The 13102-nt window shown below is 39.4% G+C and carries 9 protein-coding genes; 5 read left to right on the top strand and 4 right to left on the bottom strand.

What is annotated here, in order from left to right:
- Positions 1 to 100: 100 nt before the first annotated feature.
- Both MKY45_RS20285 and MKY45_RS20280 read left to right on the top strand, forming a co-directional pair.
- On the top strand, positions 101 to 1096 hold the full coding sequence (locus MKY45_RS20285) for an ATP-grasp domain-containing protein (RefSeq protein WP_341173337.1): 996 nt from the start codon (positions 101 to 103) through the stop codon (positions 1094 to 1096).
- A gap of 54 nt (positions 1097 to 1150) precedes the next feature.
- A complete protein-coding gene (locus MKY45_RS20280) occupies positions 1151 to 2380 on the top strand; it encodes a YheC/YheD family protein (RefSeq protein ID WP_341173336.1) in 1230 nt (409 codons plus the stop codon).
- Positions 2381 to 2441: 61 nt separating this feature from the next.
- On the opposite strand, the gene MKY45_RS20275 is transcribed toward MKY45_RS20280, so the two are convergent.
- Positions 2442 to 3452, bottom strand: a complete 1011-nt coding sequence (locus tag MKY45_RS20275) for a YheC/YheD family protein (protein ID WP_341173335.1) — start codon at positions 3450 to 3452, stop codon at positions 2442 to 2444.
- 414 nt (positions 3453 to 3866) lie between these two features.
- Here MKY45_RS20275 and MKY45_RS20270 point away from each other — a divergent pair, with 414 nt between their 5' ends.
- Entirely contained in the window at positions 3867 to 7238 is a 3372-nt protein-coding gene (locus MKY45_RS20270) for a peptidoglycan-binding protein (RefSeq protein WP_341173334.1), read from the top strand.
- A gap of 72 nt (positions 7239 to 7310) precedes the next feature.
- On the opposite strand, the gene MKY45_RS20265 is transcribed toward MKY45_RS20270, so the two are convergent.
- The 3 genes from MKY45_RS20265 to MKY45_RS20255 form a co-directional block, all read right to left on the bottom strand.
- Entirely contained in the window at positions 7311 to 7451 is a 141-nt protein-coding gene (locus MKY45_RS20265; RefSeq protein ID WP_084612819.1) for a YvrJ family protein, read from the bottom strand.
- Positions 7452 to 7588: 137 nt separating this feature from the next.
- Positions 7589 to 7801 carry a DUF2922 domain-containing protein gene (locus tag MKY45_RS20260; RefSeq protein ID WP_341173333.1) on the bottom strand — a complete coding sequence of 71 codons (213 nt, stop codon included), beginning with the start codon at positions 7799 to 7801 and terminating at the stop codon, positions 7589 to 7591.
- A 34-nt stretch (positions 7802 to 7835) separates the two neighbouring features.
- The gene (locus MKY45_RS20255) at positions 7836 to 8066 is read right to left on the bottom strand and encodes a DUF1659 domain-containing protein (protein WP_042529621.1); all 231 of its coding nucleotides are present in this window, start codon (positions 8064 to 8066) and stop codon (positions 7836 to 7838) included.
- 361 nt (positions 8067 to 8427) lie between these two features.
- On the opposite strand from MKY45_RS20255, the gene MKY45_RS20250 reads away from it, so the two are divergent.
- Positions 8428 to 8991: a sigma-70 family RNA polymerase sigma factor gene (locus MKY45_RS20250; protein WP_341173332.1), complete on the top strand. Its 564-nt coding sequence runs from the start codon at positions 8428 to 8430 to the stop codon at positions 8989 to 8991.
- A gap of 334 nt (positions 8992 to 9325) precedes the next feature.
- Positions 9326 to 13009 carry a peptidoglycan-binding protein gene (locus MKY45_RS20245; RefSeq protein WP_341173331.1) on the top strand — a complete coding sequence of 1228 codons (3684 nt, stop codon included), beginning with the start codon at positions 9326 to 9328 and terminating at the stop codon, positions 13007 to 13009.
- Positions 13010 to 13102: the final 93 nt, after the last annotated feature.

Below are 13102 nucleotides of genomic sequence, written 5' to 3'. Positions count from 1 at the left end.
TTCTGTAGCGGTAGCTATTAATTTCAATTTATATAGCGGAGAATGAGCTGGATAAAACACATTTTCTTCCTTCTCTGGCAGATACATAAGGTGGGAGATTATGAGGGCAAAGGATTTAACGGGAAGAATATTAAATCGATCGAATCGAATGATTGTCTTGGAAGCACATAAAAGAGGGGTAGAGATTACCCCGATGCCAAATAAAAGATTTAAAATGGCGTACAATGGCAAGTCGTACCTCATTAGAAGAGGAATGATTGTAAACAGCTATAATACCTCGCTGGCCATTGAAGTGACAAACCGAAAAGAAATCACAAGCAGAATGCTGAGAGGGAAAGGCTTCCCGGCTCCGGAGAATATCGTATTTTCAAATACAGATGTCGAACGGGCATGGGATTGGGCGCAGCCGATTTTACCAGTCGTGATAAAGCCGTATAACGATGCAAAAGGTACAGATGTATACGTTAAAATCACAGAATATGATGAATTTGTTCATTGCTTTCATAAAGTTGGCGAAAAACATAAAGAAGTGCTTATTGAAGAATATATCAGCGGAAAAGAATATCGTTTTACGTATGTAAATAATGAAATTGTAGGTGTAGCGCACCGAATCCCGGCCAATGTGACAGGAGATGGTGTATCGACTATCACTGAACTGGTAGAGAAGAAAAACAAAGAGCGGGAAAAACGAAAAAATCCGATTCACATCAAAATAAAATTAGATGAGGAAATTGAACGGGTATTATCTAAATTGAATTATACATTTCAGACTATCCCGGCCGACGGTGAGATGGTATACTTAAGGTCGAATTCCAATGTGTCAACAGGCGGAGACGCCATTGATGTAACGGATGAGATCAGTTTTGAAATCAAAGAAACTGTAAGAAAAGCGGTTCGGGCTATCCCGGGAGCAAGAATATGCGGCGTGGATGTTTTAATCAATGGAGAGGATATTCATATTTTGGAAATGAATGTCGGTCCTCTGGGTCCTATGCTTACCATGCATCATTTTCCGTGGGTTGGAAAAAAGAGGGATGTCATTGGGAAAGTAGTCGATGCATTATTCCCGGACACAGCAGAAGTAAAAGTAGAATAGCGATGAAGAATATAGCAAATAGCATGTTAAAAGAATGAAAAGGTGGGAATATCCATGTACGAAGTAGGTATTATGACTAATTTTAAAAAACCTACAAAACTGGCAACAATGACAGCATTAATAGCGAAATCATACGGAATTGAAATTATTTATATGTCACCGAAAGATGTTAGTATCGAAGAAAGAAAGATTTATGGGAAAGTAATGGTTAATAATAAATGGGTTGATAAAAAAACCGATATTCCACCTTTTATTGATGCAGCTATATATTGCTTTAAAAAAGATAATAAAGAAGTCATGGACTTTTTAAGAGAGACGACATTTCTTTCGGATAAGAGAGAAAACCTGATAAATAAAGAGAAATTACAAGGAATATTAAAGGAAGATCCGAAATTCGCTCATTTAATTATTCCTACACATAATGTAAAGACATTTGATGATGTTTATCCCAATTTAATGGAATATAATAAAGTCGTGATTAAGCCTGGAAATGGAATAAAGGGCAAGGATATCTACTCTATTGAAAAAATTGGAGAAGATCTCTTTACAATAGGCTATCAGCGAAATGAGTGGGACGTTCCATTAAATGATCTGCGAGAATTTTTTGATGAGGTCTTGCAGCAAAGGAATTATATTCTTCAAAAATACGTTGCGTCCAAAACACCGCAGGGTGATCCTTTTGATATTCGGGTGCATGTGGAAAGAGACCGCTCCGGCAAATGGTCGATTGCAAAAATCTATGTACGGATCGGAATCGGGCAGTCTGTTGTCTCGAATGTCAGTCAAGGGGGCGGTGTCAGTGAACCTGTTGCCTTTTTAAAAGCATTCTATGGAAATAAATGGGAGACGATTTACAGTAATTTAGTGACGATAGGAAAGACACTGCCGAAGAAAATGGAGGCGTTAAGAAAAACACATATCATGTACCTCGGAATAGATATCGGCATTGAATCGAACGGTGATCTGTATTTATTTGAGACAAATGATGGACCGGGCACCAAGAACGTTATCTCCGAAGCAGCCTTCCATCGAAGCAATTACTATGCCTATGTCATGAAAGAAAAATTAAATTATCCAGTAAAGCAGCTGGTCGATGTAATCGAGGATGACCAACATAAGATTGCTCAATTGGAAATAGCGAATTCCAAATTAGAAACAGCAGTAAGTAAAGAAACGAAGAAAACAGAGAAAAAAGAAAAACAGATTCAGGATATGATAAACAGCACCTCATGGAAGGTAACCGGGTTCCTCAGAAAAGCGAAGAAACTGGTAAAGAAAAGTTAAACAACGCAATGCAAAAAGGAACGATGCATGACACTGATAAGTCATACATCGTTCCTTTTAATTATTCACCTGCTGCTTGTTGTTGAAGATAATGATAATAATCGGCTTTCAGGTTAATAATTTCTGCTTCTCCAAACTCCACACCGGGAGCAGCATTAACCTCAAATATATAGATTTTTCCATCCGTATCAATCCCGATATCGATGCCAAGGCAGGAGGTTTGTTTTTGATAGAGTGCCTCCAATTTGGGAGGAAGATATTCTGCGACATAGTCACATTCCGCTTTAATATCCTTCCAATACTCTGGATAGTGAAATTTAATAAATGGAAGCAGTTTTTGTACGCCGCCACCTTGGGCCACATTCGAAACAACTTTATTATTGGAGCCGATACGAATCAGAGGAATGGCTACAGCCCACTTTCCCTCTCCATTTTTTTCTAGCCGTATCCGGCAGTCAAAAGGACTGCCCTCTGTGGTCAGGGATTGAATATATTGTTGTGCTAAATATACTTTGTCATCTATTAATTCTTCGATATAAGTTTTGAGTTCTTCCGCAGACAGCATTTTTTCCGAATTATTGACGTATAGCTGATAGGAATCTTCATCGATCTGATGGACCAAATAGACCCCGATTCCTTTGTGACCGACTCTTGGCTTGAGAATAGCCCGTTGATGCTTTTGGATAAACTGCATAAAAGAGTCGAAATCCGTGATTTGTACCGTATCCGGAATATATTTTGCAAACTGGCCATCTTCAATCAATGTATTGTAGAGCTTCAGTTTACTGCCAAATCCCTTCAGATTTAACAGCGTGCTTTTCTTTTTTAGGAAAGCAGCCACATTTTTATATTTATAGCAATAACTGTTCAAGTCAATAAATGCAGGAACAGGGATTTCTATCTCACGCCATTTATTATCATGCAGCGTAAACCCGTTAATCACCTCTTTATCTACATCCACGTTTTTCGGATGACTGTAGATAACCTCAATTTGATAGTACTTCGCGGCTTTTGCTAATAATTTTACATATTCGGGTGGTTTGTTGAAATTCCTCATATAACATATATACATGTCGCGCCTCCTGTAATCTTGGTGTTAAATAGGATGGTGTTTCCTCATCATGCTGCTTAGTTAAGAAAATAGCATAAGCCCATACATAAGTAAAATTTAACTTCCAAAAAATGTTGTTAAAAATCAAATTTTCTGTTAGTCTTATCTGTGATTCACATTTTTTACATAAGTCTGTCTATTTTTCGAATAAAAAAATAGGTAAAATATAATAGCAATTACATACGATAAATCATTTTTAAACTATACATATAATTAAAATTTAGGTACATTGACTTATTTTTGGGTTTAACGATCCTTCGTGAATCAGTTCTTTTGGTAGAGTAGTATTTATTTTTGTGATTTTTATACTAAATAAATACCTGTTTTCTGCCGATACAAAGAAAGGAAGTAAAATTTAATAGGAGGTGCGGCAGTTTGAGGAAAAAATGGATTCCTCTTCTAGTCATTGCTTTATTGATTATTTCACCATTTTCCACTGCGGGTGAAGTGTACGCGATGAGTAATAATCAATCGAAGGAAAGTCAGCAGAGCGTTGAGCACATAGAAGAGGAAGACAACAACAGAATAGACGCGGAACAGGACGCTTCGGACGATGAAGCAGAGCCAGAAGAAGTACAATTTCAGCTGGGTGATGAAGAGGAAGCAATTCAAGAACTGAAAGAAGATTTAACAGAGCTTGGATTTGCTGCATTAGAGGCCCCGACTGAATATTTCGGCTTACATACAGAAGAATCTGTAAAGATATTTCAAGTTTTTCATGACATAGAAGAGACAGGAATCGCGGACGAAGAAACACTGCAAATGATAGAAGACTTGCTATCGGGAGATTCCTTTGATCGTGAAGCGCATCTGGAGTTCAGTAAGCCAGAAGAATTTGAGACAGAAGCGGAAGAAGTCGAGCAAAATGCTGAGGCAGAAGAAGACGCTGAGTCCGAAGAAGGCACAGAATCTGAGGACGAGCAGAGCTCTGAAATAGAGGAAGGCGCAGAATCCGAGGAAGAGCAGGGCTCTGAAATAGAGGAAGGCACAGAATCCGAGGACAAGCAAGGATCTGAAACAGAGGAAGGCGCAGAATCCGAGGAAGAGCAGGGCTCTGAAATAGAGGAAGGCGCAGAATCCAAGGACGAGCAAGGATCTGAAACAGAAGAAGGCACAGAATCTGAGGACGAGCAAGGATCTGAAACAGAGGAAGGCGCAGAATCCGAGGACGAGCAAGGATCTGAAATAGAGGAAGGCACAGAATCCGAGGAAGAGCGGGGCTCTGAAACAGAGGAAGGCACAGAATCTGAGGACGAGCAAGGATCTGAAACAGAGGAAGGCGCAGAATCTGAGGACGAGCAAGGATCTGAAACAGAGGAAAGCACAGAACCTGAGGACGAGCAAGAATCTGAAGTAGAGGAAAGCACAGAATCGGAAGAAGGCCAAGAATCTGAGACAGAGGAAGGTGCAGAATCGGAAGAAGGCCAAGAATCTGAGACAGAAGAAAGCGCAGAATCCGAGGAAGAAGACCAAGAAATTGGTGAGCAGCGTTTGGACGAAGTAGAAACATTTGCTGCCCAAAGTACGTATCAGCAGGGAGATAGACACTCAGAGATTGTACAGTTTAAGAAAAAATTAAACGCAATCGGCTTTGGTTATATTACAGAAACGACGCTCTTTGGCAGTTTCATGGAAACACAGGTAACGCGATTCCAAGAATACTATGGTCTTCCGGCTAACGGCCAAATGGACCGGGCTACGAGAGAAAAGCTCGACTCTGTTTATAACAGTCCATTCCAACAAGGAAAACGTCATGATGATATTCCAAATATCAAGCAGAAGCTGAATAATCTAGGATATGGTTATATCAGTGTTACGACGCTCTTTGGAACTTTTATGGAACAAAAAATAGAGCAATTTCAAAGAGATCATGGTCTTCGTGTCAGCGGAATTGCGGATGAAGTAACGTTAGCCAAGTTGAATGAACTTGCTCCGCAGGATACGTACCAGCGGGGAGACAGACATGAAGATATGATTCAATTCAAGCAGCAATTGAACGCGGTTGGCTTTGGTTATATCACAGAGACCACACTCTTCGGCAGTTTCATGGAAACACAGGTTAAAAGATTCCAAGAATACTATGGACTTTCCGTTAATGGTCAAATCGACGAAGTAACGAAAGAAAAGCTGGACAGCGTTTATAACAGCCCATTCCAGCAAGGGAAACGTCACGATGATATTCCGGATATCAAACGGGATTTAAATAATCTTGGCTACGGATATATCAGTATCACGACACTCTTTGGCAGCTTTATGGAGCAGAAAGTAGAGGAGTTCCAAAGCGATCAAGGGTTACGTGTCAACGGAATCATAGATGAAGTAACGTTAGCGAAGATAGATGAATTGGCTCCATTGGATACGTACCAGCGCGGGGACAGACACGCGGATATTGTGACGTATAAGGAGCAATTAAACGGTACTGGCTTTGGCTATATCACAGAGACGACACTCTTTGGAAGTTTCATGGAAACACAGGTTAAAAGATTCCAAGAATACTATGGACTTTCCGTTAACGGTCAAATCGACGAAGCAACGAAAGAAAAGCTGGACAGTGTCTATAACAGCCCATTCCAGCAAGGAAAACGCCATGATGATATTCCGGATATCAAACGGGATTTAAATAATCTTGGCTACGGATATATCAGTATCACGACGCTCTTTGGCAGCTATATGAAGCAAAAAGTAGAGGAATTCCAAAGAGACCATGGTTTACGGGTAAACGGAATCATAGATGAGGTAACGTTAGCGAAATTAAATGAGGCAGCGCCACAGGACACGTACCAGCGTGGAGACAGACATGCAGATATTGTGACGTATAAGGAGCAATTGAACGCGGTTGGCTTTGGCTATATTACAGAAACGACACTCTTTGGAAGTTTCATGGAAACACAGGTAAAGAGATTCCAAGAATACTACGGACTTAACGTCAATGGAACAATCGATAATGCTACAAAAATAAAGCTGAACAGTGTATCTAATAGTCCATTTCAGCAAGGGAAACGTCATAATGACATCCCGGATATTAAACAAAAATTAAACAGTTTGGGCTATGGTTATATTAGTATTACTACGTTGTTTGGCAGCTATATGGAACAAAAAGTAGAACAGTTCCAAAGAGACAATGGCTTACGTGTTAATGGAATCATAGATGAAGTAACCTTAAGCCGAATCAATCAAGCTTTTGATCAGCAATCGAATGTAAAAATCTTTCTTGACCCAGGCCATGGAGCGCATGATCCAGGCGGCCAAGGCTATGGATTAAACGAGAAAGACGTTGTATTAGATATTGCGCTGGAAACAGAGCGAATACTAACGAGTAAGTATCAGGGTGTTGAAGTAGAAATGTCGAGAAGATCAGATGTGTTTGTTGAATTAACAGAACGGGCAAACCATGCAAATAGATGGGGTGCTGATTATTTTGTGAGTTTCCATAACAACGCCTTTAATGGGTCAACAGGCGGATTTGAATCGTATATCTACAATGGGGGCGTTTCTCAGGAAACAAGAAATAGACAAAATGACATTCATTCGTATATTTCTTCCCGTTTAAATGTTTCCGACAGAGGACAAAAGTCAGCGAACTTTAATGTTCTGCGGAACACAGATATGCCGGCGATTCTTATTGAATATCTGTTTATCGATAATTTCACAGAAAACGCATTGCTGAAAAGTGACAGCTATAAAAAGCAGCTGGCACAATATACAGCAGATGCCATTGCGCAATCTTATAATCTGGAAAGAAGATAAGAAACAGCATTTTTCCAAGAATAATAGAAAAGAGGATTTTCCCACAGGCGTAACATGGGAAAATCCTCTTTTTTAATGTAATCGTTTTGGAATAGAAATCGAGTAGATGGACTCAATCAACTGATTCAGCTTTCCTTCGACCCGGTGTAATAAATAGAAGGTTACCGCAGCAGGAAACCCAATATCGGTTAAAAGAGAAATCCATGCCTCCATCGCATTCACCACCTTTGACTTTTTAGACAAATTTTAAAAACAAGCTTTCAGACGAAAAACAGAAGAATTTTCTAGAATAAAAGACAATGCCGTGAGGAGAGCATCCTCACGGGCCAAAGTCTATTACGATAAAAGGATTATAATTCAATATCTTCCACAATACGTTCCACGATACGGGCACTGTGAATTTCAGTTAATCCGCCGCTTGCGGAATACAGGGCGTCCTGCTGAAGAATGGTATCCATTGCTTCCTGGACAGCTGCTGGATCAGCTGGTTCCACAGGATGATCGAGCGTGTAGGTTACCACACGGCCTTCTTCATTTACAAATTTCAATTCAAGCTTGCGCATAGGTTCTCACCTCCTTTCTTTACTAAATCCCCCATTAAGCTTCTCTTTCATGAATTTCGGAAACATCACGACGGCTGATTGCGTACAGGGTATGCTGCTGAACAGATGCGAATGCATTTGCTGTTAATAAGAGCTGTTCAGCAGTAGCGTCTGGTTTCACATAATTGAATCGTTTTTGCTTTAGGACAAACTCGCCGGTAATCGGGTCCACACCTTCATTCAGCGTAAGCTGCAACACCGATTCAGTTAATTCTGCGACTGCCATGGTCATCACCTCCTTTCACACTTATATTCAATTCTCAGAGACAAAAAGGGGCATGTATAAAAGATTTTATGTTTTGATAAAAAAATTACTTGTTTAAAAAGGGAAGAATTAACCCTATAAAACGCTCTATATCAGACTTTATAGCAGGGTCCATACAGAGAATGTCGAAAAATGTCATTAAAAAGGTCAAATAAGCTATAAATTACCGTTTGTAGCGTTAAACGGTAGCATATTTATTAAAAAACGACAGTTTACCCGGACAAACTACGATTTTACTCCGAGAAAATCCTAGTTTGGCAATATGACATAATTTTTAACTTCTGCTAGATTAAAAGCAATCTATTGAAAGGGGAGTTCAAAAATGACAAAGAAGAAATGGGAACTGGAGGATTTTATTGAACAGAATCAGCGTAGGGTGTACTACCAAATGGCAAGGCTGCAAATTAATGATAAGGATGGGGAATATTTTCAAGAAGGACTTGTAGCCATGTGGAGAGCGTATGAAAACTATAATCCGGATAAAGGACCATTAGCGACATACATGAATTTTGAAATTCGAAATCGTTTGGTGAATGTATTTCATAAATCCATTTTGGAAAGGAAATACATAGAGCAGCTTGGGCATCAGCAGGAAGTAGAGACGCAGGCAGGAAATTATATGGATGGGAAAAAGAAAAAAATACTCTCTAAAAATGAAGGAGGAACGAATCCGCAGGAAAAACTGGATCAGGAAAATGAAACCGATTTCTCCCAATTCACATCGATACTGACGGAAAAGCAAAAAGTCTGGTTTAACTGTGCAATTATAGAAGGACTATCCAATCAGGAAATTGCAGAGAAAGAACAGGTAAGCTTGGAAGCAGTAAAAAGCTGGGCAAAGAGCGCCAAACGTAAACTTCGGAAAATGGATTGGGATAGAGACTAAAAGGAAATCAGCACACACATTATAAATGGAAGGGCTATAATTATTATTTTGGACGATTATAGTCCTTTCTATTCTAAGGAAAGAAATTTAGAAGATTTATATTCATATAACAAGGAATAAATCCCTAAGTGAAGTTTTCAATTTATTTTACTTAAAAAACTGCAAAAATCAGGACTTTTGCCGCTAATAAAAAAATCTAGTAAAATAGTGAACCTTTCGTGAACGTTTTACCGCGGTAAAACGATTTCAATTTAAAAAAAATGACTTAAGAAAAGATTAGGTATTGCCGATATATAGATAGAAAGCTAGAATTAAATATAGGAGGTGGTAAGATTTGAGAAGAAAGTGGTTTCCTTTCTTTTTGGTGATTTTATTGGTAACTTCTCCATTTGCTTCCGTCAGTGAAGTATATGCGATGAGTCATTCATCTAAAGAAGATGAGCAAAATAATGAGCCAGAAGATAGGGATAAAGAATCAGATGTTGATGAACAGGATTCTTCCACGGACGAAGCGGTGTCAGAAGAAATAAAGCTTAAACTAGGGGATTACGATGAACAAATTCTAGATCTGAAAGAAGATTTAACAGAGCTTGGATTTGCAGCATTAGAAAAACCTACAACTTATTACGGCCTACATACAGAGGAAGCTGTAAAAGCATTTCAAAAGTTTTATGACATAGAAGACACGGGAGTTGCAGATGAAGACACACTACTACAAATAGAATACATTTTAGCAGACGATTCATTCGACCGTGAAGAGCACCTGGAGTTCAGTAAACCTGAAGAATTTGTGACGGAAGAGGAAGAAGTCGAGGAATTGCCGGCAGCCGATGCGGAAGAAGACGCTGAAGCCGAAGAAGCAACAGAGGAAGAGTCTGAAGCAGATACAGAAGAAAACGCTGAGGAAGCAACAGGGGAAGAAACTGTAGCGGACACAGAAGAAGAGTCTGAAGCGGATACAGAAGAAAACGCTGAGGAAGCAATAGAGGAAGAAACTGAAGCGGATGCAGAAGAAAACGCTGGAGAAGCAACAGAGGAAGAAACTGAAGCGGACGCAGAAGAAAATGCTGGAGAAGCAACAGAGGAAGAAACTGAAGCGGATGCAGAAGAAAACGCTGGAGAAGCAACAGAAGAAGAAACTGAAGCAGACACAGAAGAAAATGCTGGAGAAGTGACAGAGGAAGAGTCTGAGGCGGACACAGAAGAAAGTACTGAGGAAGCAACAGAAGAAGAAACTGAAGCAGACACAGAAGAAAATGCTGGAGAAGTGACAGAGGAAGAGTCTGAGGCGGACACAGAAGAAAGTACTGAAGAAGTAACAGAGGAAGAGTCTGGAGCAGACACAGAAGAAAATGCTGAATTAGAAGAAGAACAAGAAATCAGCATACAAAGCTTTGCCAGAGCAACCGTATTTTCTGCAAACAGCACTTTTAAACAGGGAGACAGGCATCAAGAGATTGTTAAACTGAAGAAGCAGTTAAACGCCATTGGTTTTGGTTATATTACGGAGACTAACCTTTTTGGAAGCTTTATGGAAACACAAGTAAAAAGGTTCCAATCCTACTATGGACTGACCGCTAACGGTCAGATGAACCAAGCAACAAAAAATAAACTAAATAGTGTGTATAATAGTCCATTGCAAAGAGGGAAACGTCATAATGATATTCCAGAAATCAAACGGCAATTAAACAGCCTTGGATATGGTCACATAAGCGTTACGACACTATTTGGGAGCTTTATGGAGCAGAAAATAAAGCAATTCCAAAAAGATTATGGTCTGCGTGTTAACGGAATAGCAGATGAAGTAACAGTCGGTAAATTAAAAGAACTTGCCCCTAAAGACACATATCAGCGTGGAGACAGGCATGCAGAAATTGTCCAATTTAAAAAACAGTTAAATGCCATTGGGTTCGGCTATATCACAGAGACCAACCTATATGGAAGTTTCATGGAAACACAAGTAAAAAGGTTCCAATCCTACTATGGATTAAGTGCCACTGGGAAGATGAACAAAGCGACAAAAGATAAGCTGAACAGTATATACAACCATCCACTCCAAAGAGGGAAACGTCATAATGATATTCCAGAAATCAAACGGCAATTAAACAGCCTTGGATATGGTCACATAAGCGTTACGACACTATTTGGGAGCTTTATGGAGCAGAAAATAAAGCAATTCCAAAAAGATTATGGTCTGCGTGTTAACGGAATAGCAGATGAAGTAACAGTCGGTAAATTAAAAGAACTTGCCCCTAAAGACACATATCAGCGTGGAGACAGGCATGCAGAAATTGTCCAATTTAAAAAACAGTTAAATGCCATTGGGTTCGGCTATATCACAGAGACCAACCTATATGGAAGTTTCATGGAAACACAAGTAAAAAGGTTCCAATCCTACTATGGATTAAGTGCCACTGGGAAGATGAACAAAGCGACAAAAGATAAGCTGAACAGTATATACAACCATCCACTCCAAAGAGGGAAACGTCATAATGATATTCCAGAAATCAAACGGCAATTAAACAGCCTTGGATATGGTCACATAAGCGTTACGACACTATTTGGGAGCTTTATGGAGCAGAAAATAAAGCAATTCCAAAAAGATTATGGTCTGCGTGTTAACGGAATAGCAGATGAAGTAACAGTCGGTAAATTAAAAGAACTTGCCCCTAAAGACACATATCAGCGTGGAGACAGGCATGCAGAAATTGTCCAATTTAAAAAACAGTTAAATGCCATTGGGTTCGGCTATATCACAGAGACCAACCTATATGGAAGTTTCATGGAAACACAAGTAAAAAGGTTCCAATCCTACTATGGATTAAGTGCCACTGGGAAGATGAACAAAGCGACAAAAGATAAGCTGAACAGTATATACAACCATCCACTCCAAAGAGGGAAACGTCATAATGATATTCCAGAAATCAAACGGCAATTAAACAGCCTTGGATATGGTCACATAAGCGTTACGACACTATTTGGGAGCTTTATGGAGCAGAAAATAAAGCAATTCCAAAGAGATAATAACCTGCGAGTAAATGGAATAGTAGATGAAAGAACCTTGGCAGCTTTGGATGAAGCAGTCAGCAATCGCTGGGTTGTTAACCATGAAACATATGACGTAACATTCAATCAAGCGTTGAACACCCAAATGAACCAATTACAGCAGACTGATATGTATCGAAATGATCCTGCATATGTGCATAAGAATTATGTGGATGGTTCAAACAGAACAACTGCAAATGTAAATGTCCGCTCCTCTGCAAGCAGCTCGAGCCATATTTATGGACAGATAAGCAGCGGAACACAGGTTACGATTCTTGGTTCAACAGGTAATTGGTACAGAATCAGCTACAATGCTTGGAGAAATCCAACTAGAAGTGATGTAAGCAGTTATCTAAATCCAGAGAATAATGATATCTTCCAGCATTTAGATTTAACCAGCAGTGTTGGTGTCACAGCCTCTTCCTTAAATAACGATATTCTAAAAGGGAAAGGCATTCTTGCCGGCAGAGGACAAGCCTTTATAACAGCTGGCAAACAGCATAGCGTTAATGAAATCTATTTGATTTCACATGCGTTACTAGAAACTGGTAATGGAAGCTCTGCATTAGCAAAAGGAATTGAAGTAGGTTTAAATAGCAACGGAAATCCTGTTGTAGTTACTTCATCTAATCGAAGCGGTCTTCGAAATATCAGAACCACATACAATATGTATGGTATTGGTGCGGTAGATGGCAATGCGCATAACGGTGGAGCCATCAGAGCTTATAATGAAGGCTGGTTCTCACCAGAACAGGCTATCATTGGCGGCGCCCAATTTATTGGAAATAGCTACATTCATAATCAATATAACCAAAATACGTTATATAAAATGAGATGGAATCCTGCGAACCCTGGATACCCGCAATATGCAACAGATATTGGCTGGGCAGTGAAGCAAGTTCCAAGCATTAAAAGATTATATGATATGCTGAATAACCCGGTATTCAAATTTAACATTACGCAATATCGTTAATATTTATTAACACCCGAGTTTCTTTCTCCGGAAAGGGATTCGGGTGTTTTTTTGCTTTTTTATATAACAGTTCATATCAAATTATGGTATGAT

The sequence above is a fragment of the Oceanobacillus sp. FSL K6-0251 genome (assembly GCF_038004725.1).
Classification (GTDB): domain Bacteria; phylum Bacillota; class Bacilli; order Bacillales; family Amphibacillaceae; genus Oceanobacillus; species Oceanobacillus oncorhynchi.
This window is presented reverse-complemented; position numbering and strand designations above follow the sequence as displayed.